This is a genomic window from Pseudomonas hefeiensis (assembly GCF_030687835.1).
Taxonomy (GTDB): Bacteria; Pseudomonadota; Gammaproteobacteria; order Pseudomonadales; family Pseudomonadaceae; genus Aquipseudomonas; species Aquipseudomonas hefeiensis.
Window position 1 is genome coordinate 1,825,380 of the sequence record NZ_CP117449.1, and the last position, 23,890, is coordinate 1,849,269.

At 59.9% G+C, this 23,890-nt stretch carries 28 protein-coding genes; 25 read left to right on the forward strand and 3 right to left on the reverse strand.

Features of this window, described 5'->3' with window-relative positions; genetic code table 11:
* The first annotated feature begins 2 nt into the window (after positions 1-2).
* The 22 genes from rpmF (at position 3) to araH (ending at position 19,704) form a co-directional block, all read left to right on the forward strand.
* Positions 3-185, forward strand: a complete 183-nt coding sequence (gene rpmF / locus PSH57_RS08040) for a 50S ribosomal protein L32 (RefSeq protein ID WP_003179396.1) — start codon at positions 3-5, stop codon at positions 183-185.
* Positions 186-188: 3 nt separating this feature from the next.
* A complete protein-coding gene (plsX, locus tag PSH57_RS08045; protein ID WP_422766077.1) occupies positions 189-1,199 on the forward strand; it encodes a phosphate acyltransferase PlsX in 1,011 nt (336 codons plus the stop codon).
* 123 nt (positions 1,200-1,322) lie between these two features.
* Entirely contained in the window at positions 1,323-2,261 is a 939-nt protein-coding gene (fabD, locus tag PSH57_RS08050; RefSeq protein WP_092400039.1) for an ACP S-malonyltransferase, read from the forward strand.
* 15 nt (positions 2,262-2,276) lie between these two features.
* Positions 2,277-3,020, forward strand: coding sequence for a 3-oxoacyl-ACP reductase FabG (gene fabG / locus PSH57_RS08055; protein ID WP_214913355.1), 744 nt, complete (start codon positions 2,277-2,279; stop codon positions 3,018-3,020).
* Between the two features lie 191 nt (positions 3,021-3,211).
* Positions 3,212-3,448, forward strand: coding sequence for an acyl carrier protein (acpP, locus tag PSH57_RS08060; protein WP_256232847.1), 237 nt, complete (start codon positions 3,212-3,214; stop codon positions 3,446-3,448).
* A gap of 109 nt (positions 3,449-3,557) precedes the next feature.
* Complete coding sequence (gene fabF, locus PSH57_RS08065; RefSeq protein WP_256232848.1) at positions 3,558-4,802, forward strand: beta-ketoacyl-ACP synthase II; 1,245 nt, start codon at positions 3,558-3,560, stop codon at positions 4,800-4,802.
* Positions 4,802-5,617 (forward strand): aminodeoxychorismate lyase, encoded by an 816-nt coding sequence (gene pabC / locus PSH57_RS08070; protein ID WP_305388864.1) that lies wholly within the window; start codon positions 4,802-4,804, stop codon positions 5,615-5,617. Before fabF ends, pabC begins: the two co-directional genes overlap by 1 nt.
* A gap of 3 nt (positions 5,618-5,620) precedes the next feature.
* A complete protein-coding gene (mltG, locus tag PSH57_RS08075; RefSeq protein ID WP_305388865.1) occupies positions 5,621-6,715 on the forward strand; it encodes an endolytic transglycosylase MltG in 1,095 nt (364 codons plus the stop codon).
* A 19-nt stretch (positions 6,716-6,734) separates the two neighbouring features.
* Entirely contained in the window at positions 6,735-7,367 is a 633-nt protein-coding gene (gene tmk, locus PSH57_RS08080) for a dTMP kinase (protein WP_305388867.1), read from the forward strand.
* A complete protein-coding gene (locus PSH57_RS08085) occupies positions 7,360-8,346 on the forward strand; it encodes a DNA polymerase III subunit delta' (RefSeq protein WP_305388869.1) in 987 nt (328 codons plus the stop codon). Before tmk ends, PSH57_RS08085 begins: the two co-directional genes overlap by 8 nt.
* Before the next feature lie 76 nt (positions 8,347-8,422).
* Positions 8,423-8,779, forward strand: coding sequence for a PilZ domain-containing protein (locus tag PSH57_RS08090; protein ID WP_047228204.1), 357 nt, complete (start codon positions 8,423-8,425; stop codon positions 8,777-8,779).
* A gap of 10 nt (positions 8,780-8,789) precedes the next feature.
* A complete protein-coding gene (locus PSH57_RS08095; protein ID WP_305388872.1) occupies positions 8,790-9,584 on the forward strand; it encodes a TatD family hydrolase in 795 nt (264 codons plus the stop codon).
* A 384-nt stretch (positions 9,585-9,968) separates the two neighbouring features.
* Positions 9,969-10,607 carry a TetR/AcrR family transcriptional regulator gene (locus tag PSH57_RS08100; RefSeq protein WP_003204240.1) on the forward strand — a complete coding sequence of 213 codons (639 nt, stop codon included), beginning with the start codon at positions 9,969-9,971 and terminating at the stop codon, positions 10,605-10,607.
* Positions 10,608-10,745: 138 nt separating this feature from the next.
* Positions 10,746-11,714, forward strand: coding sequence for a GTP 3',8-cyclase MoaA (locus tag PSH57_RS08105; RefSeq protein ID WP_305388874.1), 969 nt, complete (start codon positions 10,746-10,748; stop codon positions 11,712-11,714).
* 189 nt (positions 11,715-11,903) lie between these two features.
* Positions 11,904-12,509, forward strand: coding sequence for a DUF4823 domain-containing protein (locus tag PSH57_RS08110; RefSeq protein ID WP_047228207.1), 606 nt, complete (start codon positions 11,904-11,906; stop codon positions 12,507-12,509).
* A gap of 15 nt (positions 12,510-12,524) precedes the next feature.
* Positions 12,525-13,085: a DUF1285 domain-containing protein gene (locus PSH57_RS08115; RefSeq protein WP_305388875.1), complete on the forward strand. Its 561-nt coding sequence runs from the start codon at positions 12,525-12,527 to the stop codon at positions 13,083-13,085.
* A 176-nt stretch (positions 13,086-13,261) separates the two neighbouring features.
* Complete coding sequence (locus PSH57_RS08120) at positions 13,262-14,008, forward strand: FadR/GntR family transcriptional regulator (protein ID WP_305388876.1); 747 nt, start codon at positions 13,262-13,264, stop codon at positions 14,006-14,008.
* Positions 14,005-14,880: an SMP-30/gluconolactonase/LRE family protein gene (locus tag PSH57_RS08125; RefSeq protein WP_305388877.1), complete on the forward strand. Its 876-nt coding sequence runs from the start codon at positions 14,005-14,007 to the stop codon at positions 14,878-14,880. The genes PSH57_RS08120 and PSH57_RS08125 overlap by 4 nt, the downstream gene beginning before the upstream one ends.
* 226 nt (positions 14,881-15,106) lie before the next feature.
* Positions 15,107-15,925 (forward strand): SDR family oxidoreductase, encoded by an 819-nt coding sequence (locus PSH57_RS08130; RefSeq protein ID WP_305388878.1) that lies wholly within the window; start codon positions 15,107-15,109, stop codon positions 15,923-15,925.
* A 175-nt stretch (positions 15,926-16,100) separates the two neighbouring features.
* The gene (locus PSH57_RS08135; RefSeq protein ID WP_305388880.1) at positions 16,101-17,105 is read left to right on the forward strand and encodes a substrate-binding domain-containing protein; all 1,005 of its coding nucleotides are present in this window, start codon (positions 16,101-16,103) and stop codon (positions 17,103-17,105) included.
* Positions 17,106-17,180: 75 nt separating this feature from the next.
* Positions 17,181-18,725 carry an L-arabinose ABC transporter ATP-binding protein AraG gene (gene araG, locus PSH57_RS08140; RefSeq protein ID WP_305388881.1) on the forward strand — a complete coding sequence of 515 codons (1,545 nt, stop codon included), beginning with the start codon at positions 17,181-17,183 and terminating at the stop codon, positions 18,723-18,725.
* Between the two features lie 10 nt (positions 18,726-18,735).
* On the forward strand, positions 18,736-19,704 hold the full coding sequence (gene araH / locus PSH57_RS08145; RefSeq protein ID WP_076383836.1) for an L-arabinose ABC transporter permease AraH: 969 nt from the start codon (positions 18,736-18,738) through the stop codon (positions 19,702-19,704).
* 253 nt (positions 19,705-19,957) lie between these two features.
* Here the strand turns inward: araH and PSH57_RS08150 are convergent, their stop codons facing one another.
* The gene (locus tag PSH57_RS08150) at positions 19,958-20,338 is read right to left on the reverse strand and encodes a Rho termination factor N-terminal domain-containing protein (RefSeq protein ID WP_305388883.1); all 381 of its coding nucleotides are present in this window, start codon (positions 20,336-20,338) and stop codon (positions 19,958-19,960) included.
* Between the two features lie 65 nt (positions 20,339-20,403).
* Positions 20,404-20,745, reverse strand: a complete 342-nt coding sequence (locus tag PSH57_RS08155; RefSeq protein ID WP_256232864.1) for a hypothetical protein — start codon at positions 20,743-20,745, stop codon at positions 20,404-20,406.
* Between the two features lie 178 nt (positions 20,746-20,923).
* Between PSH57_RS08155 and PSH57_RS08160 the strand changes: the two genes are divergently transcribed.
* On the forward strand, positions 20,924-21,406 hold the full coding sequence (locus PSH57_RS08160) for a GNAT family N-acetyltransferase (protein ID WP_305388884.1): 483 nt from the start codon (positions 20,924-20,926) through the stop codon (positions 21,404-21,406).
* Positions 21,407-21,411: 5 nt separating this feature from the next.
* Here PSH57_RS08160 and PSH57_RS08165 read toward each other — a convergent pair whose 3' ends face one another.
* The gene (locus PSH57_RS08165; protein ID WP_305388886.1) at positions 21,412-22,044 is read right to left on the reverse strand and encodes a glutathione S-transferase family protein; all 633 of its coding nucleotides are present in this window, start codon (positions 22,042-22,044) and stop codon (positions 21,412-21,414) included.
* Between the two features lie 188 nt (positions 22,045-22,232).
* Here PSH57_RS08165 and PSH57_RS08170 point away from each other — a divergent pair, with 188 nt between their 5' ends.
* Both PSH57_RS08170 and PSH57_RS08175 read left to right on the forward strand, forming a co-directional pair.
* Positions 22,233-23,213 (forward strand): 2-dehydro-3-deoxygalactonokinase, encoded by a 981-nt coding sequence (locus PSH57_RS08170; RefSeq protein ID WP_305388887.1) that lies wholly within the window; start codon positions 22,233-22,235, stop codon positions 23,211-23,213.
* 19 nt (positions 23,214-23,232) lie between these two features.
* The gene (locus PSH57_RS08175; RefSeq protein ID WP_305388889.1) at positions 23,233-23,853 is read left to right on the forward strand and encodes a 2-dehydro-3-deoxy-6-phosphogalactonate aldolase; all 621 of its coding nucleotides are present in this window, start codon (positions 23,233-23,235) and stop codon (positions 23,851-23,853) included.
* The last annotated feature ends 37 nt before the right edge of the window (positions 23,854-23,890 follow it).

Genomic DNA, 23,890 nt, shown 5'->3' on the forward strand with positions numbered 1-23,890 from the left:
TTATGGCTGTTCAGCAGAACAAAAAATCCCGCTCTGCCCGTGACATGCGCCGTTCGCACGACGCTCTCGAGGCTAGCACCCTGTCTGTAGAAAAAACCACCGGTGAAGTTCACCTGCGTCACCACGTATCGCCAGAAGGCGTATACCGTGGTCGTAAAGTGATCGACAAGGGCGCTGACGAGTAATCCTTGTCCGCTCAAGTCATCGCGATTGACGCAATGGGCGGGGACTTCGGTCCCCGCAGCATTGTTCAGGCCAGTCTTGCTTGTCTGAATGCGACACCCTCGCTGCACCTGACCCTCGTCGGTCAACCTTCCCTTCTAGAAGAAATGCTCAACGGCCAATCGGCTGTGGATCGTGCGCGCCTGACGATCGCACCTGCGTCCGAAGTCATCACCATGGACGAGAAGCCAGCCCAGGTTCTGCGTGGCAAGCCTGACGCCTCGATGCGGGTGGCCCTTGAGCTGCTGCGCGATGGCAAGGTCCAGGCGTGTGTCAGTGCAGGCAATACCGGTGCGCTGATGGCGCTGTCGCGTTACGTGCTCAAGACCCTGCCGGGTATCGACCGGCCGGCAATGGTCGCGGCCATCCCCACCCAGCGTGGTTTTTGCCAACTGCTCGATCTGGGCGCCAACGTCGATTGCAGTGCCGAGCATCTATTGCAATTTGCGGTGATGGGCTCGGTAGCGGCTGAAACCCTGGGTATCGTGCGTCCTCGTGTGGCGCTGCTGAACATCGGTACCGAAGACATCAAGGGCAATCAGCAGGTCAAGCTGGCAGCCACGTTGTTGCAGGGCGCGCGGGGCATCAATTACATCGGCTTCGTTGAGGGTGACGGGTTGTACCGGGGTGAGGCGGATGTGGTGGTGTGTGACGGTTTTGTCGGCAATATTTTGCTTAAGTCCAGTGAGGGCCTGGCGACCATGATCGGCGCGCGCATCGAGACACTGTTCAGGCAGAACCTGGCCTCGCGGATGGTCGGTGCCCTGGCGTTGCCGTTGATGCGTCGGCTGCAGGCGGACCTGGCGCCGGCGCGGCATAACGGGGCAAGTTTTCTCGGGCTGCAGGGTATTGTGATCAAGAGTCATGGTTCGGCGGGCGTGCAGGGGTTTCAAAGCGCGATCAATCGCGCGGTGATCGAAATCCAGGAAAACCTGCCGGAGCGTCTTCATGGGCGCCTCGAAGATTTGTTAACTTAGGCGTTTTCGTCCGACAATGCTTAAATGTGACCGGTCGGTTCAAGCCGCCATCCAACTGTCAGTTTCCTAGCGCCCCCTGGGGCGTCAATTTTTGACGACAAGATCATTAGGGGCTTTGTTTTCATGTCTGCTTCTCTCGCATTCGTCTTTCCTGGGCAGGGTTCGCAGTCCCTCGGCATGCTTTCCGAGCTGGGCGCGCAATACCCGTTGATCCTCGAAACATTCAAAGAAGCTTCCGATGCTCTGGGCTATGACCTGTGGGCACTGACCCAGCAAGGGCCGGAAGAGCAACTCAATCAAACCGACAAAACCCAGCCGGCCATCCTGACCGCCTCGATCGCGCTCTGGCGCCTGTGGCTGGCCGAAGGGGGCGCGCGCCCGGCGTTCGTCGCCGGTCATAGCCTGGGCGAATACAGCGCCCTCGTGGCCGCCGGCAGCCTTAGCCTGGGCGACGCGGTGAAGCTGGTGGAGCGTCGTGGCCAACTGATGCAGGAGGCCGTTCCGGCCGGGCAGGGCGGCATGGCCGCGATCCTGGGCCTGGAGGATGCCGATGTACTGGCGGCCTGCGCCGAAGCTGCGCAAGGTGAGGTGGTCAGCGCGGTGAACTTCAATTCGCCGGGGCAGGTGGTGATAGCCGGTGCCAAGGCCGCTGTCGAGCGCGCCATTGAAGGGTGCAAGAGCCGTGGCGCCAAGCGCGCCATGCCGCTGCCGGTCAGCGTGCCATCGCACTGCGAGCTGATGCGTCCGGCCGCCGAGCGTTTTGCCGAATCCATCGCCGCCATTGATTGGCAGGCGCCACAGATTCCAGTGGTACAGAACGTCAGCGCCGATGTGGCTGCGGATCTTGAGACCCTCAAGCGCGATCTGCTGGAGCAACTCTACAAGCCGGTTCGCTGGGTCGAATCGGTGCAGACCCTTGCCGCCAGGGGCGCGACCGAACTGGTCGAGTGCGGTCCTGGCAAAGTGCTGGCCGGTCTGAACAAACGCTGCGCCGAAGGCGTGTCGACTTCCAATCTCAATACCCCAGATGCTTTCGCTGCCGCCCGTGCAGCGCAGGCCTGAACAGGAGAAGCTTGCATGAGTCTGCAAGGTAAAGTTGCACTGGTGACCGGTGCAAGCCGTGGCATCGGCCAGGCCATCGCCCTGGAACTGGGTCGTCAAGGCGCCATTGTTGTAGGCACCGCGACTTCCGCTTCGGGCGCCGAGCGCATCGCCGCGACCCTGAAGGAAAACGACATTCAAGGTGCCGGTCTTGAGCTGAACGTCACGAGTGATGAGTCCGTGGCGGCGGTGCTTGCGAGCATTCAGGAACAGTTCGGTGCGCCGGCGATCCTGGTCAATAATGCTGGCATCACCCGCGATAACCTGATGATGCGCATGAAAGATGACGAATGGTTCGACGTGATCGATACCAATTTGAACAGTCTGTACCGGCTGTCCAAGGGCGTTCTGCGTGGCATGACCAAGGCGCGTTGGGGTCGAATTATCAGTATCGGCTCGGTTGTGGGTGCCATGGGCAACGCAGGCCAAGTAAACTATGCTGCGGCCAAGGCCGGTCTGGAAGGTTTCAGTCGTGCGCTGGCTCGTGAAGTGGGTTCGCGCTCGATTACGGTAAACTCGGTCGCTCCGGGTTTCATCGATACCGACATGACCCGTGAACTGCCGGAAGCACAGCGTGAAGCCTTGTTGACGCAAATTCCGCTGGGTCGTCTGGGGCAAGCTCAAGAAATCGCGTCTGTGGTCGCTTTTCTTGCGTCGGACGGTGCGGCATACGTGACTGGGGCTACAATCCCGGTAAACGGCGGGATGTACATGAGTTAAATGTGACGGATTGCTTCAAATAAATGTCATACGAGCTGTCTAAAATCCGTTATAAAGCTGCAATCTATTTATAGGCGGCGGGCCATAGGGTTTGAGGAGTGAAGCTTTCGGTTGAAAAACCGAAAAGTCTTTCTATACACTTACCCACCGGCCAGCTGCCTGAATTTGTCCATTAGGAGTGAAAACAAGGTATGAGCACCATCGAAGAGCGCGTCAAGAAAATCGTTGCCGAGCAACTGGGCGTCAAAGAAGAAGAAGTGAAGAACGAAGCTTCCTTCGTTGAAGACCTGGGTGCCGACTCCCTTGACACCGTTGAGCTGGTGATGGCTCTGGAAGAGGAATTCGAGACCGAAATCCCTGACGAAGAAGCTGAAAAAATCACTACTGTTCAGCTGGCTATCGACTACATCAATGGCCATCAGGCGTAATCATTTTTAGTCGTCGCTAGCTGTCATGGAAAAACCGCACTGCCATCACGGCGTGCGGTTTTTTCTTTAGGCCTGATGCAAAGTCGTCATTAGAATAAAGGAGAGTGCTGTGTCGCGTAGACGCGTCGTAGTCACCGGTATGGGTATGTTGTCGCCACTGGGCACGGATGTGCCGAGCAGTTGGCAGGGCATTCTGGCTGGCCGTAGTGGCATTGGTCTGATCGAACACACCGACCTTTCTGCCTATTCCACCCGTTTTGGCGGCTCGGTAAAGGATTTCAATGTCGAGGAGTACCTGTCGGTCAAGGAGGCCCGCAAGCTCGACCTGTTCATTCAATACGGCCTGGCAGCCGGATTCCAGGCCGTACGTAACGCCGGGCTGGAAGTCACCGACGCCAACCGTGAACGGATCGGCGTGGCCATGGGGTCGGGTATTGGTGGCTTGACCAATATCGAAGAAACCAGCCGTACGCTGCACGAGTCGGGGCCGCGACGGATTTCTCCGTTCTTTGTGCCGGGCTCGATCATCAATATGATTTCCGGTTTCCTGTCCATCCACCTGGGTGTGCAGGGACCTAACTACGCTATTGCTACGGCGTGTACCACGGGCACCCACTGCATTGGCATGGCCGCGCGCAATATCATGTACGACGAAGCCGACGTGATGATTGCCGGCGGTGCCGAGATGGCGGCCTGTGGGCTGGGCATGGGTGGCTTCGGTGCATCCCGTGCGCTGTCGACCCGCAACGACGAACCGAGCCGCGCCAGTCGGCCATGGGACAAGGGCCGTGACGGCTTCGTATTGTCCGACGGTTCCGGTGCGCTGGTACTCGAAGAGCTGGAGCACGCCAAGGCGCGCGGCGCGACCATTTATGCCGAGCTGATCGGCTTTGGCACCAGCGGCGATGCGTATCACATGACGTCGCCACCCGCTGATGGTGCCGGTGCTGCCCGCTGCATCACCAACGCCCTGCGTGACGCGAAGGTCAACGCCGAGCAGGTGCAGTACATCAATGCCCATGGCACTTCGACCCCGGCGGGTGATCTTGCCGAAGCCCAGGCAATCAAGACCGTGTTCGGCGAGCACGCCTACAAACTGGCGGTCAGCTCGACCAAGTCCATGACCGGCCACCTGTTGGGTGCCGCAGGCGCGGTGGAAGCGATCTTCAGCGTGCTGGCGATCAACAGCCAGGTGGCACCACCGACCATCAACCTCGATGAGCCGGACGAAGGTTGCGACCTGGACTTCGTACCGCACACGGCCCGTGGCATGGACATTGATGTGGTGCTGTCCAACTCCTTCGGTTTTGGCGGTACCAACGGCTCGCTGGTGTTCCGCCGGTTCGCCGGTTGATGGAAAGCTGGGTCGACGGTCAGCCTGCCGACGTTCTGTCGCTCAAGGACCGCGGCCTGGCTTACGGCGATGGGTTGTTCGAAACCATCGCCGTGCGCAATGGCGAACCCGTGTTGTCGGACCGCCATCTGCAGCGCCTGGGGCTCGGTTGCCAGCGGTTGGCGTTCAAGGTTGACCTGGCTGCGCTTGCGGCTGAGTTGCGCGCCTACGCGCAAGGCCTGGGTGACGGTGTACTTAAGCTGATCGTGACCCGCGGTGACAGTCTTCGCGGTTATGGCGCTGATCCCTCGGCGGTGCCCCGGCGCATCCTGCTGGGCAGTCCACCTGCCTCCTATCCTGTAGCGCATGCCGAGCAGGGCGTTCGTCTGTTTCCTTGCGTCACGCGCTTGTCCGAGCAGCCCTTGCTGGCCGGTCTCAAGCATCTCAATCGTCTTGAACAAGTGTTGGCTCGCGCCGAATGGAGCGACGCCGAGCATGCCGAAGGCTTGATGCTGGACACGTCCGGACGGGTGATCGAAGGCGTCTTCAGCAACCTCTTTCTGGTGCGCGATGGCGTATTGATCACAGCGGACCTGAGCCGTTGTGGCGTGGCCGGCGTGATGCGGGCCGAATTATTGTATCAAGCCGAGTCTCAAGGCATCGCCACGCATGTCACCGACATCCGCCTCGAACAGCTGCATCAGGCCGACGAAGTCTTCGTCTGCAACAGCGTTTATGGCGTATGGCCGGTACGCGCATGCGGTTCGGCGCGCTGGTCGGCCGGGCCGCTCACCCGTAAACTGCAAACCCTTGCCCGCACGCTATTGGATGTTTGATTCGTGAGACGTAAATTCTTGCTTCTGCTGGAAACCGGACTGGTTCTGGCGGTGCTACTGTTGGGCACTTGCGCCTGGAAAATTCATTCGGCGTTGCAACAGCCGCTGAACATCACCCAGGAAGAACTGCTGGACGTCCCCAACGGGACCACCCCGACCGGAACCCTCAAGCGCCTGGAAGCCGATGGCCTGATCAGGGACGCTTTCTGGTTGCGGGTTTATTGGCGTTTCAATCTTGCCGGTCAACCGTTGCACTCCGGTGAATACCGGATGGTGCCGGGCATGACGATGGAAAGCCTGATCGAGGTCTGGAAGCGCGGGGAAGTGGTGCAATACAGCGTTACGCTGGTGGAGGGGTGGAATTTTCGCCAGGTTCGCGCAGCGCTGGCCAAGGATGAAAAACTCCAGCAGACCCTCGCCGGCCTGAGCGACAGCGAAGTGATGGACCGCCTGGGGCATTCCGGGATATTCCCCGAAGGACGGTTCTTCCCGGACACCTATCGCTTCGTGCGTGGCACGTCGGACGCTGACCTGCTGAAAATTGCCTACAATCGGCTCGAAGACGTGCTTGCCAAAGAGTGGGCGCAACGCGCCGCCGATTTACCTTACTCCCAACCCTATCAGGCGCTGATCATGGCGTCCCTGGTGGAAAAGGAAACCGGCGTGCCTGAGGAGCGCGGGCAGATCGCCGGCGTCTTCGTGCGCCGTATGCGCCTGGGCATGCTGCTGCAAACCGACCCTACCGTGATCTACGGACTGGGCGAGCGCTACAACGGCAAACTCACCCGTGCTCATCTGAGGGAAGAAAACCCCTACAACACCTATCTGATTCCTGGCTTGCCCCCGACGCCGATTGCGATGGTGGGGCGCGAAGCGATTCACGCCGCGTTGAACCCCGTTGCCGGCAACAGTCTTTATTTCGTCGCCCGTGGTGATGGTAGCCATGTGTTCTCCAATGACCTGGATGCGCACAATAACGCGGTGCGCGAATATCAGCTCAAGCGCCGAGCCGATTATCGCTCCAGTCCGGCCCCGACTGCACCGGACGAGGAGCCTGTCGACGAACCAAACGCCAGCGAGCCGCCGCGCTCGCAATGACTTTGTTTAAGGATCGCCCGTGACTGGCTTGTTTATAACGCTGGAAGGCCCTGAGGGCGCCGGCAAGAGCACCAACCGCGAATACCTGTCCGAACGCCTGCGAGCCGCCGGTATCGAAGTGGTGCTGACCCGCGAGCCCGGCGGTACGCCGCTGGCCGAGCGGATTCGCGAGGTGCTGCTGGCGCCGGTCGAAGAAGTCATGAATCCTGACACCGAGCTGCTGCTGGTGTTCGCCGCCCGGGCACAACACCTGGCCGAAGTGATTCGCCCGGCGCTAGCCCGTGGCGCGGTGGTGCTCTGCGATCGTTTTACCGATTCGACCTATGCCTATCAGGGCGGCGGACGGGGCTTGTCCCTGGAGCGCATCGCCGCGCTGGAAACCTTCGTCCAGGGTGACCTGCGGCCGGACCTGACCCTGGTGTTCGATCTGCCGGTGGAAATCGGCCTGGCCCGCGCCAGCGCCCGGGGCCGCCTGGATCGTTTCGAGTTGGAAGGCCAAGCGTTCTTCAATGCGGTGCGCAATGCCTTTTTGAGTCGCGCCAAGGCTGATCCGGCGCGTTACCTGCTGATTGATGCCGCTCAACCATTGGCACAGGTCCAACAGGCCCTGGACGGTTTGTTACCGCGTTTGCTGGAGCGTGCCCGTGGCTGAAGCCTATCCCTGGCAGGACGGGCTCTGGCAGCAACTGGCCGGAAGGGCACAGCATGCCCATGCCTATCTACTGCACGGCCCGGTCGGTATCGGCAAGCGGGCGTTAGCCGAGCGCTTGATGGCCAGTCTGCTTTGCCAGCGCCCGGGTGTCTCGAACGCATGCGGTGAGTGCAAGTCCTGCCTATTGCTCAAGGCCGGCAGTCATCCTGACAATTACGTGTTGGAACCGGAGGAGGCGGACAAGGCGATCAAGGTCGACCAGGTCCGGGATCTGGTCAGCTTCGTAGTCCAGACCTCGCAGATGGGCGGGCGCAAGGTGGTGCTGATCGAGCCGGTGGAGTCGATGAATATCAATGCCGCCAACGCCTTGCTCAAGAGCCTTGAAGAGCCTTCTGGCGATACCGTGCTGTTGCTGGTCAGTCACCAGCCTAGCCGCTTGCTGGCAACCATCAAAAGCCGTTGCGTGCAGCAGGCCTGTCCGTTGCCCAGTGAAGCGATGAGCTTGAAGTGGCTGGCCGAGGCCTTGCCTGACAACAGCGACGAGGAACGTGTCGAGCTGCTGACCCTTGCCGCCGGCTCGCCTTTGGCGGCTGTCAGCCTCCAGGCGCAGGGCGTGCGTGAACAGCGGGCGCTGGTGGTGGATGGCGTGAAAAAGCTGCTCAAACAGCAGCAGTCCCCCACGCAACTGGCTGAAGGCTGGAACGCCATTCCGCTGCTTCTGCTGTTCGACTGGTTCTGTGACTGGTCGAGCCTGATCCTGCGCTACCAGCTCACCGAGGACGAGACCGGCCTGGGACTGGTGGACATGCGCAAGGTCATCCAGTACCTGGCGCAAAAAAGTAGCCAGGATAAAATCTTGAACATTCAGGACTGGATTCTTGCCCAACGGCAGAAGGTGCTGAGCAAGGCGAACCTCAATCGGGTGCTATTGCTCGAAGCGCTGTTGGTGCAATGGGTGAGTTTGCCTGGTCGAAACTGACAGGCATCGCTTGGGGGCGTTCTCGATTAGTTTGAGAATGCCCCCTAGACTCAGCTCAATCGCAGCGGAGATCAGCATGAACGAACCTGTCAGTCCCGGGCCACGCAACGGCATCCTGTCCCTGACCATCAAGGATAAGTCGGTGCTCTACGCCGCCTACATGCCCTTCATCAAGAACGGTGGCCTGTTCATTCCCACCAACAAGAATTATCGCTTGGGCGATGAGGTGTTCATGCTCTTGAGCTTGATGGACGAAGCGGAGAAGATACCGGTCGCCGGCAAGGTGATCTGGATGACGCCCAAAGGCGCCCAAGGCAACCGGGCTGCCGGTGTCGGTGTGCAGTTCAACGACGGCGACCATTCAGCCCGCAATCAGATTGAAACCCACCTGGCCGGAACCCTGAAATCCGACCGTCCCACCCATACGATGTAGCCCGCCCTCTATGCTTGTAGATTCCCATTGTCACCTTGACCGGCTTGACCTCGCGGCCCACGACGGCTCCCTGGATTCCGCGCTTGACGCCGCACGTCAGCGCGGGGTTGGGCACTTTCTGTGCATCGGCGTTAGCGCTGACAACGCTGCCGACGTCAAAGCCCTGGCCGAACGCTATGAAGATGTCGACTGTTCGGTCGGCATTCATCCTCTGGATGTTCAACCCGATGCGACGCCGGCCTTGGGCTGGTTGTTGCGTGAGCTTGATCATCCGCGGGTGGTCGCCATTGGCGAAACCGGGCTGGATTATCACTACGAGCCGCAAGCCGCCGAGGTTCAGCAGGCTTCGTTCCGGCTGCATCTGGAGGCTGCGCAACAGACCGGCAAACCGGTGATCATCCACACCCGCGGCGCCCGGGCCGACACCCTGGCCTTGTTGCGTGACGCCGCGCTGCCCCAAGCGGGTGTGTTGCATTGTTTCACCGAAGACTGGGACATGGCCAAGGCCGCGCTGGACATGGGGTATTACATTTCCTTGTCCGGGATCGTCACGTTTCGCAATGCCGACGCACTGCGGGACGTGGCTAGCAAAGTGCCGGTCGATCGCCTGTTGGTGGAAACCGATTCGCCGTACCTTGCGCCGATTCCTTATCGCGGCAAGCCGAACCTTCCGCAATACGTGCGGGAAGTGGCTGAATTTCTGGCGATGTTGCGCGGCGAGTCCTACGAGCGGTTTGCAGAGCAGACTACGGAGAACTTCAAACGGCTGTTTCCGTTGGCCCATGTCCGCTCGGTGCAAGCCTGAATTCCAGGCAAAAAAAACCCGGGTTCTGGGGGGTGAATCCGGGTTAAGACCATTAGGAGTAAAACAAAGGCACACGGTCCGTTGGTACCTTTACCGGCGCGTCACTTGGGGGAGATGTCGCGCCGACAGTTCAAGTATTGATCAGTATGCCGACGCGTCCAGTTTGGCGGGGCTGGTTTTTAAACAAATTTGGAATACGTTCGCTTCGGATAAGTTCTCACTGCCGTCAAAGCCAGTCGTTACGGTGCGGTGAAGCGAATGACAGGAAGCAGAACCTGCACGGTTTTGTGAAGAACTGTGGTTGGGAACGGATGATCCGTGCATTTTTGCGTAAGTTAGGCATAATACTCGGCTTCGAATTTTGACCCTTCAGACCTTTTTCTTATGCACAAAGAACCCCGTAAGGTCCGTGAGTTTCGTCGCCGCGAGCAGGAAATTCTCGACACCGCGCTCAAGTTGTTCCTCGACCAGGGTGAAGACAGTGTCACCGTCGAGATGATTGCGGATGCCGTGGGTATCGGCAAAGGCACGATTTATAAACATTTCAAATCCAAGGCGGAGATCTACCTGCGCCTGATGCTTGATTACGAGCGCGATTTGAACGAGCTGCTGCATTCGGCTGATGTGGACAAAGACAAGGAGGCTCTGTCCCGGGCCTACTTCGAATTCCGCATGCGCGATCCGCAGCGTTATCGCTTGTTCGACCGCCTGGAAGAGAAGGTGGTCAAGGGCAATCAGGTGCCGGAGATGGTCGAGGAGTTGCACAAGATTCGCGCTTCGAACTTCGAACGCCTGACCCTGTTGATCAAAGGCCGGATCAGCGAAGGCAAGCTCGAAGACGTGCCGCCCTATTTCCACTACTGTGCCGCCTGGGCGCTGGTGCACGGCGCGGTGGCGCTGTATCACTCGCCGTTCTGGAGCAACGTGCTGGAAGATCAGGAAGGTTTCTTCCAGTTCCTGATGGACATAGGCGTTCGCATGGGCAACAAGCGCAAGCGAGACACCGACGTTCCGAGCAGCTAAGTCATTCAGCTGCCTAATTGCGTCATGTCCGCTTACATGGCGCAGTGTCCCAGGAATATACTCAGGCTTGGGTCTTGCGAAAACTTGAATTCTGGGTCAGGTTTCGTAGGTCCGATTCTTCTTTCGCCGGAGTGATCCATGATCGTTGACCGTCAAGGCAGGCGTTTTCGCAATTTGCGAATCAGCCTGACCTCAGCCTGCAATTACGCCTGTACCTACTGCGTGCCCAACGGCAAGCGGCTGGTGGCTGCGCAGGATGAACTGTCGGCCGAGGCCATGGCGCGAGGCGTGGCTTACCTGATCGAAGCTGCCGGTATCGAGCGGCTGCGTATTACCGGCGGCGAACCGCTGGTCAGCCCCAAGCTTGAAAGCTTCATGACGGCGGTGGGGCAGATGGGCCTGGAAGACATCAGCCTGACCACCAATGGTCAGTTGCTGGCGAAAAAGCTGCCGTTGCTGGTAGACGCCGGCATCCGCCGGATCAACGTTTCCCTCGATACCTTGGACCCCGACGCGTTTCGCAGCATTGCCCGTGGCGGTGATTTGGCGACGGTGCTCGACGGCATGGAGCAGGCTCGGGCGGCGGGTCTGAAGATCAAGGTCAACATGGTGCCGTTGCGCGGGCAGAACCTGGATCAGGTGATGCCATTGCTCGAGTACTGCCTGGATCGCGGCTATGAGCTGCGCTTCATCGAGCTGATGCGCATGGGGCACCTGGCCAGCGACTCCAACGCGTTCCTGCAGCAATTCGTCAGTCTTCAACAGTTGCTGAGCCTGATTGGCGACCAGTACGAGTACCTGCAAGCCGACGCGCCGGTGGATGCCACCGCAGTGCGCTACGAGATCCCGGGGTTGGGGCATTTTGGCGTGATCGCCAACGAAAGCGTACCGTTCTGCCGCACTTGCTCGCGGTTGCGGCTGTCCTCCACGGGCTGGTTGCATGGCTGCCTGTCGTCGAGCAACCGGCACTTTGTCGGCGATCTTCTGGACAAGCCCCGTCATCAGGCCTTGCCGGCCCTTCAGCGGTTATTGGTCAAGGCGTTGGGGGACAAGCAGGAAGTGGCCTTCTCCGGCGGCGCAACCATCATGAAAATCATCGGTGGTTGACGAATGCTATCGCGGGCAAGCCTTGCTCCCACAAGGTGAACACCGTGCCTGTGGGAGCAAGGCTTGCCCGCGATAGTAATTTCCCATTCACTTGGATGTGTCTGACACCCCCCATTTCGATGAGCTGGCGCAAAAGCTGCATCCCATGGCCATTCGCCGGTTTTCCGTCACCGGTTTTTGGAGGGTAGGATGCGTAGCCTGGTTTTGCTGCTGGCCGTTTTGGCGCTTGGTGGCTGCATGAATGTCAGCGACATGGGGGAGGGCGTGCGCTATCACATGAGCGACGCCGGTTTGCTGGATCACAGCGACAGCCGTCGTGTGAATAACCTGCGCATCCAGCCGGATTCGTTCATCTACATTGCCCAGGGCGCCTTCGCGCCTCCCGGCAGTGCCTACCCGCGGCCCAATGTCGTCGCCGAAGAGGCCTTCAACGGTTTCATCGAGTATTTCCCCATGGTACGTCGCGCCCGGGTTCCCGAGGGCCTGGACCAGGCCATGGGCGAGGCCCGGGCTGCCGGTGCTCACTACCTGCTGTATACGCGGTTCGCCAAGGCCGACAACCGCATCGGCAATACCGATGAGTGGCTGGATGAAGAGGCCGTGGACCGCTTGGGGGTCGACACTAGCGTCATTCAAATCATGTTGATCGAGACCAGCACCCAGTATTTGATTGATACTGCACGCATCAAGAGTCGTGGCGGTTTACTGACGTTGCACGACAAACAGCCAGAAGACCTGATCGCCCCCCCGTTGCGCGAGTATGCCCGCAGCCTGCTGGGAGTGAGCGACCAGTAAAACCAAGGAGTCACCATGAGCGGACCGCAAAAAGCCAATGACCTGCTGGGGCAGATCCCCAAGACCAAAGGTTTGCCGCCAGTCCACTTGTGGAACCCTGACTTCTGCGGCGATATCGACATGCGCATCGCCCGGGATGGCACCTGGTACTACCTGGGCACGCCTATCGGGCGAAAGCCTATGGTCAAGCTGTTCTCCACCATCATCCGCCGCGACGGCGATGATTACTTCCTGATCACTCCTGTGGAAAAAGTTGGCATCAAGGTCGACGATGCGCCGTTTGTGGCGGTGACCCTGGAAGTTGAAGGGCTGGGTGAGCAGCAGCGACTGCGCTTCACCACCAATGTCGAGGAAACCACTGAGGCCGGCGGCGAACATCCGATGCGGGTGGTGATCGATCCGCAGACCCAGGAGCCCGCGCCCTACGTACACGTACGCAGTAACCTCGAAGCGCTGATCCACCGCAATGTGTTCTACCAACTGGTGGAACTGGCGGTCAGTCGCGAGATCGACGGGCAGAGCTGGTTGGGGGTGTGGAGCGGTGGGGTGTTCTTTCCGATAGGCCTGGAACCGTAGACCCTGTGGGAGCGGGCTTGCTCGCGAAAGCGCCAGCACATCCAGCCTCTTCTCGACTGACCCACCGCTTTCGCGAGCAAGCCCGCTCCCACAGTGGGTAACGTAAAATTCAAATTGACACCCAATCGTATGATGATTAGTTTGGGCCTCTATAGAAAGTGGCCCACGGGGTGTTCATGTCCAGCAGTTTTCACGCATCGACCGTCGATTGGCTGGGGGGCTGGATAGCCGCCGGTCAGGTCAAGCCTGGGCAGACCATCAAGGTTGAGGCCGACCTCGGCCAGCAACTGGGCGTCAGCCGCACGGTGATCCGCGAAGCGATCAAGACCCTGGTGGCCAAAGGCATGCTGGAAGTCGGACCGAAAGTCGGTACGCGAGTGTTGCCGGTGCGCCGCTGGAACCTGTTCGATCCGCAGGTGGTCGGCTGGCTGTCGCGTAGCGGCCTGCCGGAAAATTTTGTCGATGACCTGCTGGACCTGCGGCGCACTATCGAACCGATGGCGGTGCGCTGGGCCTGTGAGCGCGCGACGGCTGATCAGGTGCAGGCGATTCGTCTGGCCTATCATGCCCTGGAGCGCGCGGTGGACAGCGGTGCCGATTACAACCGTGCCGACCAGTTCTTCCACGAGTGCATCCTCGCCGCTAGCCATAATCAATTTATCGAGCAAATGGTCCCGGCCCTGGGCGCGCTGCTGGCGGTGTCGTTCGAGGTGTCCGCCGCCGACCCGGACGAACTGCGCCGCACCTTGCCGATCCACAAGGATATTGCCGAGGCCATCGCTGCCCGTGACGCGGCGCGGGGTGTCTGGGCCTGCATGACCTTGATCGATAACGCTGACCTGGCCATCAAGCGTTTTTACCCTAACGTCATGGCTGGGCGGACAGAGACCGTCGGGCAAACAGGAAACAGGAGTTTTCAATGATGTGGACGGCTGTGACAGAGCACCGGGCGACATTGGGGGAGGGCCCCTTCTGGGATGAACCGACTCAAGCGCTGTATTGGGTCGACATTGCCGGCAAGCAGGCGCTGCGGCTGATCGGCGCCAATGTGCAGATCTGGCAGATGCCCGAGCATGTGTCCGCCTTCATCCCGACCCAGAGTGGCGATGCGCTGGTGACCCTGAGCAGTGGCGTCTACCGGTTGGATCTGGAGTCGCCGGGTCTGGAGCCGCGCCTGACACTGCTGTGCATGGCCGATCCCACGCCTGGCAATCGAGCCAACGAAGCCCGTTGCGATGCCCTGGGCCAGCTCTGGCTCGGCACCATGCAGAACAACATTGGTAAAGAGGGAGAAGACCTGCCCATTGCGCGGCGTTCTGGGGGGCTGTTTCGCATTGACAGCGATGGCCGGGTCCTGCCGCTGTTGCGCAAGCGCGGCATTCCTAACACGCTGTTATGGAGTCCTGATGGCACTACGGTGTATTTCGGCGAAAGTCTCGACGGCACGCTTTATCGACACTTCATCTATCCCGACGGTAGCCTGGCCCCCGCCGAGGTCTGGTTTGGCCCTCACCCGCGCGGCGGGCCCGATGGCTCGGCAATGGATGCCAGGGGCTATGTCTGGAATGCTCGCTGGGACGGCAGCTGCTTGCTGCGACTGGACCCGGACGGTCATGTTGATCGGGTGATCGAGTTGCCGGTCAGTCGCCCTACCAGCTGTGTGTTCGGTGGTGAAGACCTCAAGACGCTGTACATCACCAGCGCGGCGAGCCCGCTTGGCCATCCACTTGACGGAGCGGTGCTGTCGATGCAAGTCGATGTGCCAGGGGTGAGCTGTACGCGGTTTGCTGGTTAGATCCCAAAATATGGGATGTAAATATATATATTGAGATTATTTGGCGGTCGGGTTTATAGTCGGTTCCATCAGCGATACGCACTCACACTAAAAAAACAAGACAGGTGAAGTGATGCAACGATCTTCCTCCGTACCGCCTGGCGGCGTACGCGATTCCAAAAGCCTATCGGCCGGTCATCTCTGGATGTCCGGTTTTCGTCGTGCTTACGGACAGGAGTCTTGAGTCATGGCCCAGACCCTGTCCTTGTCACCGATGCCCGAACCACCGAAAGGCGAACGCCTGAAAAACAAAGTGGTGCTGCTGACCGGTGCCGCTCAAGGCATTGGCGAGGCGATCGTCGCCGCGTTCGCCTCGCAGCAGGCCCGTTTGGTCATCAGTGACATCCAGGGCGAGAAGGTTGAGACAGTCGCTGCCCTCTGGCGTGAACGCGGGGCGGATGTGCAGGCACTCAAAGCCGATGTGTCCAACCAGCAGGACCTGCATGCCATGGCCCGTCGTGCCGTCGAGCTGCACGGTCGCATTGACGTTCTGGTGAACTGCGCGGGCGTGAACGTATTTCGTGACCCGCTGGAAATGACCGAGCAGGATTGGCGCCGCTGCTTCGCCATCGACCTGGATGGTGCCTGGTACGGCTGCAAGGCGGTGTTGCCGCAGATGCTCGAGCAGGGCGGGGGCAGCATCATCAACATCGCTTCGACCCATTCATCCCACATCATTCCCGGATGTTTCCCTTACCCGGTGGCCAAGCACGGTCTGCTCGGCCTGACCCGTGCATTGGGTATCGAATACGCGCCTAAAGGTGTGCGCGTGAATGCCATTGCACCGGGCTATATCGAAACCCAATTGAATATCGACTACTGGAACGGCTTCGCCGATCCACATGCCGAACGCCAGCGTGCGCTGGATCTGCACCCGCCACGCCGCATCGGCCAGCCGATCGAAGTGGCAATGACGGCCGTGTTCCTGGCCAGCGATGAAGCACCTTTCATTAACGCCTCATGCATCACCATTGATGGTGGACGTTCGGTCATGTACCACGACTGAATATTCCAGGATTTCAGTCGGAAACTTCGCCTGTAATCCAATCATCATACGATATGACTATTTGGATCTATGCTGTGCAGCTACATGTTTGACCGCCCAGCCTGCGTTTTTCCACTGATGTTGGAGCAGGGCCCTGGACGTTTTGGCTTTCAATAAAAAAAACAAGGAGACAGCTATGAATCATCGTCGTGGGATCCGTTCCCTGTGCCGTGCCGCCCTGGCGGTTACTGCGCTCAGCCTCAGCAGCAGCTTGCTGGCGGCCGAAGAAGTGAAGATCGGTTTTCTGGTCAAGCAGGCCGAGGAACCCTGGTTCCAGACCGAATGGGCGTTCGCCGAAAAGGCCGGTAAGGACAGGGGCTTCACGGTGATCAAGATCGCCGTGCCCGACGGCGAGAAGACCCTCTCGGCCATCGACAGCCTCGCCGCTAACGGCGCCAAGGGGTTTGTTATCTGCCCACCGGACGTGGCGCTCGGCCCGGCCATCGTGGCCAAGGCCAAACTCAACGGTTTGAAAGTCATTGCCGTGGACGACCGTTTTGTCGACGCCAACGGCAAGTTCATGGAGGACGTGCCGTACCTGGGCATGGCCGCGTTCGAAGTAGGCCAGAAGCAGGGCGCAGCGATGGCCGCTGAAGCCAAAAACCGCGGTTGGGAATGGAAAGACACCTATGCCGTGATCAACACCTACAACGAACTGGATACCGGCAAGAAACGCACCGACGGTTCGGTCGATGCTTTGAAGAAAGCCGGCATGCCGGAAGACCATATCCTCTATTCGGCGCTCAAGACCCTCGACGTACCCGGCAGCATGGACGCCACCAACTCGGCCCTGGTGAAACTGCCTGGCGAGGCCAAGAACCTGATCATCGGCGGCATGAACGACAACACGGTGCTGGGCGGCGTGCGCGCCACCGAAAGCGCCGGGTTCAAGGCGGCCAATGTGATCGGGATCGGCATCAACGGCACCGACGCCATCGGCGAGTTGAAGAAAGCCGACAGTGGTTTCTTCGGGTCGATGCTGCCAAGCCCGCACATCGAAGGCTACAAGACAGCCGAGATGATGTACGAGTGGATCACCACCGGCAAAGAGCCACCGAAGTACACCGCCATGGACGAGGTGACGCTGATCACTCGGGAGAACTTCAAGCAAGAGCTGGAGAAGATCGGCCTGTGGAACTGACGGTCGGTTGATTCAAAAGCGGCCCTGGCCTGACGAGTGCCGGGGTCGCTTGATCTCTGTGAGTTCGAGGTGGTTATGCAAGCGCAAACAGCGACACAGCAACACAACATTGGCGCCAGCCTGCGGTTCAACGGGATTGGCAAGTCCTTCCCCGGCGTGCAGGCGCTGGCCAATATCAGTTTCGTTGCTCACCCGGGGCAGGTCCATGCCTTGATGGGCGAGAACGGCGCGGGCAAGTCCACGTTGCTGAAGATCCTCGGCGGTGCCTATATCCCCAGCAGCGGCGACCTGCAGATTGGCGAGCAGACGATGGCTTTCAAAGGCACCGCCGACAGCATTGCCAGCGGCGTGGCGGTGATCCATCAGGAGCTGCACTTGGTGCCGGAAATGACCGTTGCCGAAAATCTGTTCCTGGGGCATTTGCCGGCCCGTTTCGGCCTGGTCAATCGTGGGCAGCTGCGCCAGCAGGCGCTGGCGCTGCTCAAAGGCCTGGCCGACGAAATCGACCCCCAGGAAAAAGTCGGTCGCCTGTCCCTCGGCCAGCGCCAACTGGTGGAAATCGCCAAGGCCTTGTCCCGTGGTGCCCATGTCATTGCCTTCGATGAACCCACCAGCAGCCTCTCGGCACGGGAAATCGACCGCTTGATGGCGATCATCACCCGCCTGCGGGACGAGGGCAAAGTGGTGTTGTATGTCAGCCACCGCATGGAAGAGGTGTTCCGTATCTGTAACGCGGTCACGGTGTTCAAGGACGGCCGTTACGTGCGCACCTTCGAGAACATGAGTGAGTTGACCCACGATCAGTTGGTCACCTGCATGGTCGGTCGCGACATCCAGGACATCTACGATTACCGCCCCCGCGAGTGCGGCGACGTGGCGTTGCAGGTCGAGGGGCTACTCGGCCCGGGCCTGCGTGAGCCGGTGAGTTTCCAGGTGCATAAAGGCGAAATCCTCGGCCTGTTCGGGCTGGTTGGCGCCGGTCGTACCGAGTTGCTGCGCCTGCTCAGTGGGCTGGAACGCCAGACTGACGGGCGCCTGGTTCTGCATGACCAGGAGTTGAAACTGCGTTCGCCCCGGGATGCCATTGCCGCTGGCGTATTGCTCTGCCCGGAGGATCGCAAGAAGGAAGGCATCATGCCCCTGGCCAGCGTCGGCGAGAACATCAACATCAGCGCTCGCGGCGCCCATTCCACCCTGGGTTGTCTATTGCGGGGCGACTGGGAGCGGGGTAACGCCGACAAGCAGATCAAGGCGCTGAAAGTGAAGACGCCATCGGCGGGTCAGAAAATCATGTACCTGTCTGGCGGCAATCAGCAGAAAGCGATTCTCGGTCGCTGGCTGTCGATGCCGATGAAAGTCCTGCTGCTGGACGAGCCTACGCGCGGTATCGACATCGGCGCCAAGGCCGAGATTTATCAGATCATCCACAACCTGGCGGCCGACGGTATTGCGGTGATTGTGGTGTCCAGCGATCTGATGGAAGTGATGGGCATATCCGACCGAATCCTGGTGCTCTGCGAAGGGGTTATGCGTGGCGAGCTGCCGCGTGACCAGGCCAACGAATCCAACCTGCTGCAACTGGCGCTGCCACGCCAACGCGTTGCCGACGCGGCGAACTGAGAGGTAAATCATGACCATTCAAAACAATGCACTGCCAACGGCACGCAAACCCCTGGACCTGCGGCGCTTCCTGGACGACTGGGTCATGCTGCTGGCGGCTGTGGCGATCTTCGTGCTCTGCACCCTGATGATCGATAACTTCCTCTCGCCGCTGAACATGCGTGGCTTGGGCCTGGCGATTTCCACCACGGGTATTGCGGCCTGCACCATGTTGTATTGCCTGGCTTCCGGGCACTTCGACCTGTCGGTGGGCTCGGTGATTGCCTGTGCCGGTGTGGTCGCGGCGGTGGTGATGCGTGACACCAACAGCGTGTTTCTGGGAGTCAGCGCGGCGCTGGTGATGGGGCTGATCGTCGGGCTGATCAACGGCATCGTCATTGCCAAGCTGCGGGTCAATGCGTTGATCACCACGCTGGCGACCATGCAGATCGTCCGCGGCCTGGCCTACATTTTTGCCAATGGCAAGGCGGTGGGCGTGTCCCAGGAATCGTTCTTCGTGTTCGGTAACGGCCAGATGTTTGGCGTGCCGGTACCGATCCTGATCACCATTGTCTGCTTTCTGTTTTTCGGCTGGTTATTGAACTACACCACCTACGGGCGCAACACCATGGCCATCGGTGGCAACCAGGAGGCGGCGTTGTTGGCGGGGGTAAACGTTGATCGGACCAAGATCATCATCTTCGCCGTTCATGGTGTGATCGGTGCCCTGGCGGGTGTGATCCTGGCCTCGCGCATGACCTCGGGTCAGCCAATGATCGGCCAGGGCTTTGAACTGACCGTGATCTCGGCTTGCGTGTTGGGCGGGGTGTCGTTGAGCGGCGGTATCGGCATGATTCGCCATGTCATCGCCGGGGTGCTGATTCTGGCGATTATTGAAAACGCGATGAACCTGAAGAACATCGACACCTTCTACCAGTACGTTATCCGTGGCTCGATCCTGTTGCTGGCGGTGGTGATCGACCGAATGAAACAACGCTGAAATTCACGCCGACCGGGCCGGCCGCAATCGCGAGCAAGCTTTGCTCCCACAGGATTTGTGCCGGACATATCAATGTGGGAGCGGGCTTGTCCGCGAAGGTGTCGGCACATTCAACATTTTCTTAGCTGACCTACCGCTTTCGCGAGCAAGCCCGCTCCCACAGTTTTTTGTGCCAGGCACAGAACCTCGGCACCGCGAAGAACCGTTGTGGGAGCGGGCTTGCTCGCGAAGGCGTCGGCCCTGACACCGACAATCAACCGGCCTTGCGCAATGCTTCAACCAATTCCTGCTTGCGCATCTTCGAACGTCCGGGAATATTCTTCGCCCGGGCCTCTTTCATCAGGTTATCCACAGTCTGGGTCGTGAGGGAGGCCTTGCTGGTGCGCGAATGACCTTCGCGGGTCTTGGCTGCGCGACGGGCCGACTCCTCGCGGTCGGTTTTCTTTTCTGCGGCCGGTTTTGCCTTCCCCGACCCACCGGACCGTTCGCCACCGCCAGACTGCTTGTTCACCGTCGCCCAGGCGCGTGCCTCGGCCTTATCCTCGGATAAACCCTTTTTCTCATAACTTGCTTCAATGTGTTCGGCTTTGCGCTTTTGTTCGGCTGTGTATTTGTCTTTGCTTCCACGAGGCATGGGAATCTCTCCTCAAGTGTGTGAGCAGAGCCACCCGCCAGGCGTGCGTCGCTCGCTCCCCGGGGTTACTGGCTGGCGCCACCCTCGGAACCCGAACCGCCGGTAGTGGTTTTCGAACCCGTGCCGGTTTCGGCGTTATCGGGGGCATTGGAGTTCGGTGTATTCATGCCGCCCTGACGACCCGCATCATTGCCCTGCACCCGCGGATCGGTGCCGTTGGCGGGAGGCTGACCATTGTTCAGGCCACCGCCGGTACCGTCGGTGTTCAACTTGGGCATGCCTTCGGTCGCGGGGGAATTGGGCGCCTGTACCGGATCGGTCGGCCCGGTGCCGTCGGTGGTGGCTGCGAAAGCCGCCGAAGACAGCAGTGTGGCGAATGTGAATGCAGTCAGCCTTGATGAGATCATGGTGTCGCCTCCTTTTTCAGAATGCTTGCCTGATTTTGGGCTGTCCCGAATCCGGGTTGGTGCCTCGCAGGCGACGAATGGTACTGCAGGAACCGTCACTCAAAATTCTTCTTTGAGATGTGACGAGCGCAGCGTAGCGGCTTAGTATGGCGCTTTCAATTGGCTACAAGGCCCGTTCATGTCGATCCAGATTCGTCCTGCGCAACCCAGCGATGCGCCTCAAATCCTTGCCTTCATCACTGAACTTGCCGATTACGAAAAGGCCCGTCACGAAGTCATCGCCAGTGTGGCGGACATTCAGCGCAGCCTGTTCAGCGAAGGCTCGACCGCCCATGGGCTGATCTGTCTGCGTGATGGCGTGCCCATCGGTTATGCGGTGTTTTTCTTCAGTTACTCCACCTGGCTGGGCAGCAACTGCCTGTACCTCGAGGACTTGTACATCACGCCTGACCAGCGCGGCGGCGGGGCGGGGAAGACGTTGCTGCGCCATCTGGCAAAAATTGCCTGTGACAACGATTGCGGTCGCTTCGAGTGGAGTGTGCTGGACTGGAACACGCCGGCGATCGAGTTCTACAAATCCCTCGGCGCGCAACCCCAGGAAGAGTGGGTGCGCTACCGGATGGACGGCCAGGTGCTACGGGATTTCGCCCAAGGCAACTGAGCGGTTCATGAGTACGCGGTGCCCGCGTACTCGGCAAACCCCGGCCGTTGTTCGAGTCGTTTGCAATAAGCGGCCACGGCTGGGTAGTTCGGGCGTTCCATGGGCGTCTGGCGCCAGCGATGCACCGACAGACCGATGAGTACATCTGCGAGGGAAAAATCCGCACCGGCCACGTAGGCGCCAGTACGGTTCAACTGATCCTCGAGCAATCCCATCTTTTCATTCCAGCCTTTGACTCCGGCGGCGATGCGTTGTGGGTCTTGGCAATCCGGATCCTTGCGCACCAGCGCGTAAAACGGATAACCCCAAGACGGGTTGAGTTCGGTCGCTTGCCAATCCATCCACTGCTCAACGCGCGCCCGGGCGGCCGCTTCGAGGGGCAGCAGATCGCTGCGTCCATGCTTGCCCGCCAAGTAGCGGCAAATGGTGTTGGACTCCCACAGCACACCGTTCTCATCAATGATCACCGGTACTTGGGCGTTGGGGTTGAGAGCCAGGAATTCGGGCTTATGGGTCGAGGCAAACCCGATGCCCCAGTCCTCGCGTTCGTAGGCGATTTCCAGTTCCTGGCAGGTCCACAGCACTTTTCTGACATTAATGGAGGAAGTGCGACCGAGGATTTTCAGCAGTTGTCCCATAACCATTTCCCTGAGTTCTAAGGCGTCCGGCAGAGAACGTAGCAGGGTTCGCGGGCAAATGGCGATTGGGCTTCGCAGTTGATATTTATATCCCAATATATGGGAGTGACATTTATATATTGAGATTATGCTGCGCCCAGGTTTATAGTCCGTGCACTCACTGCCAAAAAACAAAACAGGTGAAACGGATGCAGGCGCAACTGATTGCGCTCGATTGGGGGACCACCTCATTACGGGCTTACAAACTCGCCGCCGGTGGCGAGGTGCTCGAACAGCGCTCGCTGTCGTCGGGGATCATGCAATTGCCCTCAGGGCCGCGCAGCCTGGCTGGCGAGGTATGCGTCGACGGTTTTGAACTGGCCTTCGACGAGGCGTGCGGCGATTGGCTCGACGCCCAGCCAGGCTTGCCTGTGATCGCCTGCGGCATGGTCGGCAGCGCCCAGGGCTGGCGCGAAGTGCCTTACTGCGACACGCCTGCCAACGTCGCCAATCTCGGACACTCCCTACAAACCATCCGCAGCCTTCGCGGTGTCGATGTGCACATCGTACCGGGGGTGATCCAGCGTTCGCGGTTGCCCAATGTCATGCGCGGCGAAGAAACCCAGGTGCTCGGCGCCTTGCACAGCCTGCCGGACGAAGCGGTGCTGATCGGCCTGCCTGGCAGCCATTCGAAATGGGTGGAGGTCGTCAACGGCTGCATCGTGCATTTCGACACTTTCATGACCGGCGAGATCTTCGCCGTGCTCAGTGACCACAGCATTCTTGGCCGCACCCAACAACGCGGCACGGCGTTCGATTGCCTGGCCTTTGATCGTGGTGTGCAGGTGGCGTTGTCGGTGGACGGCCAGATCGGCCCGTTATCCACCGTGTTCAGTGCCCGCAGTCTGGGCTTGACTGGCGAGCTTAATGCCAGCGCCCAGGCGGATTACCTTTCCGGTCTTCTGATCGGTCATGAACTGACGGCCCTGGCCACCGTGCAACGCCGACGGCGCGACAGCATCCATCTGCCAACGGTCGTGCTGATCGGCAACTCCCAACTCTGTATCCGTTATCAACGGGCTCTCGACGCCTGCGGTTTTGCCCGGGTGACCCTGGCCGAACAGGCCACCGAACGTGGTTTGTGGCAACTGGCCGTGGCGGCTGGGTTGCTTGCTTCCACCGCCCCCTGAACCTGACTGGAGGTCTGACATGCTCACACAAGCACTGGCGCACAACGGGCTGATCGCAATCTTGCGCGGTCTGCGTCCGGAAGAGGCCGCCGCTATCGGCGAAGTCCTTTATAGCGCCGGCTTTCGCGTCATTGAAGTACCGCTCAATTCCCCCGAACCGTACGAAAGTATCCGCATCCTGCGCAGTACCTTGCCCGCCGATTGCCTGATCGGTGCTGGCACGGTGTTAACACCGGAGCAGGTCGAGCAAGTGAAGGCCGCCGGTGGCCAGGTCATCGTCATGCCCCACAGCGATCCGAAGGTACTGCGTGCAGCGAAAGCGGCGGGGTTGTACCTGTCGCCTGGCGTCGCCACGCCCACCGAAGCCTTTGCTGCGCTGGCTGAAGGGGCTCATGTGTTGAAGATGTTTCCGGCCGAGCAAATGGGCCCGGCGGTGGTCAAGGCCTGGCTCGCGGTGTTGCCGGCCGGGACCGTACTGGTGCCGGTGGGCGGGATTACGCCGGACAACATGGCGGTGTTCGTCGAGGCCGGTGTCAAGGGATTCGGCCTGGGTTCCGGCTTGTTCAAGCCGGGCCTGACGGCGGACGAAGTCGCGGTGCGCGCCAAGGCCTACGCCGAGGCATGGAATGCTTTGATCTGAAGACTTTTCCAGCGCCCCGTGCGCTGCATCTGACAAG

Coding starts and splice junctions, on each gene's coding strand:
- rpmF (WP_003179396.1), top strand. CDS start 3: ATGGCTGTTCAGCAGAACAAAAAATCCCGCTCTGCCCGTGACATGCGC.
- fabD (WP_092400039.1), top strand. CDS start 1,323: ATGTCTGCTTCTCTCGCATTCGTCTTTCCTGGGCAGGGTTCGCAGTCC.
- fabG (WP_214913355.1), top strand. CDS start 2,277: ATGAGTCTGCAAGGTAAAGTTGCACTGGTGACCGGTGCAAGCCGTGGC.
- acpP (WP_256232847.1), top strand. CDS start 3,212: ATGAGCACCATCGAAGAGCGCGTCAAGAAAATCGTTGCCGAGCAACTG.
- pabC (WP_305388864.1), top strand. CDS start 4,802: ATGGAAAGCTGGGTCGACGGTCAGCCTGCCGACGTTCTGTCGCTCAAG.
- PSH57_RS08090 (WP_047228204.1), top strand. CDS start 8,423: ATGAACGAACCTGTCAGTCCCGGGCCACGCAACGGCATCCTGTCCCTG.
- PSH57_RS08095 (WP_305388872.1), top strand. CDS start 8,790: ATGCTTGTAGATTCCCATTGTCACCTTGACCGGCTTGACCTCGCGGCC.
- PSH57_RS08100 (WP_003204240.1), top strand. CDS start 9,969: ATGCACAAAGAACCCCGTAAGGTCCGTGAGTTTCGTCGCCGCGAGCAG.
- PSH57_RS08105 (WP_305388874.1), top strand. CDS start 10,746: ATGATCGTTGACCGTCAAGGCAGGCGTTTTCGCAATTTGCGAATCAGC.
- PSH57_RS08110 (WP_047228207.1), top strand. CDS start 11,904: ATGCGTAGCCTGGTTTTGCTGCTGGCCGTTTTGGCGCTTGGTGGCTGC.
- PSH57_RS08115 (WP_305388875.1), top strand. CDS start 12,525: ATGAGCGGACCGCAAAAAGCCAATGACCTGCTGGGGCAGATCCCCAAG.
- PSH57_RS08120 (WP_305388876.1), top strand. CDS start 13,262: ATGTCCAGCAGTTTTCACGCATCGACCGTCGATTGGCTGGGGGGCTGG.
- PSH57_RS08125 (WP_305388877.1), top strand. CDS start 14,005: ATGATGTGGACGGCTGTGACAGAGCACCGGGCGACATTGGGGGAGGGC.
- PSH57_RS08130 (WP_305388878.1), top strand. CDS start 15,107: ATGGCCCAGACCCTGTCCTTGTCACCGATGCCCGAACCACCGAAAGGC.
- PSH57_RS08135 (WP_305388880.1), top strand. CDS start 16,101: ATGAATCATCGTCGTGGGATCCGTTCCCTGTGCCGTGCCGCCCTGGCG.
- araG (WP_305388881.1), top strand. CDS start 17,181: ATGCAAGCGCAAACAGCGACACAGCAACACAACATTGGCGCCAGCCTG.
- araH (WP_076383836.1), top strand. CDS start 18,736: ATGACCATTCAAAACAATGCACTGCCAACGGCACGCAAACCCCTGGAC.
- PSH57_RS08150 (WP_305388883.1), bottom strand. CDS start 20,338: ATGCCTCGTGGAAGCAAAGACAAATACACAGCCGAACAAAAGCGCAAA.
- PSH57_RS08155 (WP_256232864.1), bottom strand. CDS start 20,745: ATGATCTCATCAAGGCTGACTGCATTCACATTCGCCACACTGCTGTCT.
- PSH57_RS08160 (WP_305388884.1), top strand. CDS start 20,924: ATGTCGATCCAGATTCGTCCTGCGCAACCCAGCGATGCGCCTCAAATC.
- PSH57_RS08165 (WP_305388886.1), bottom strand. CDS start 22,044: ATGGGACAACTGCTGAAAATCCTCGGTCGCACTTCCTCCATTAATGTC.
- PSH57_RS08170 (WP_305388887.1), top strand. CDS start 22,233: ATGCAGGCGCAACTGATTGCGCTCGATTGGGGGACCACCTCATTACGG.
- PSH57_RS08175 (WP_305388889.1), top strand. CDS start 23,233: ATGCTCACACAAGCACTGGCGCACAACGGGCTGATCGCAATCTTGCGC.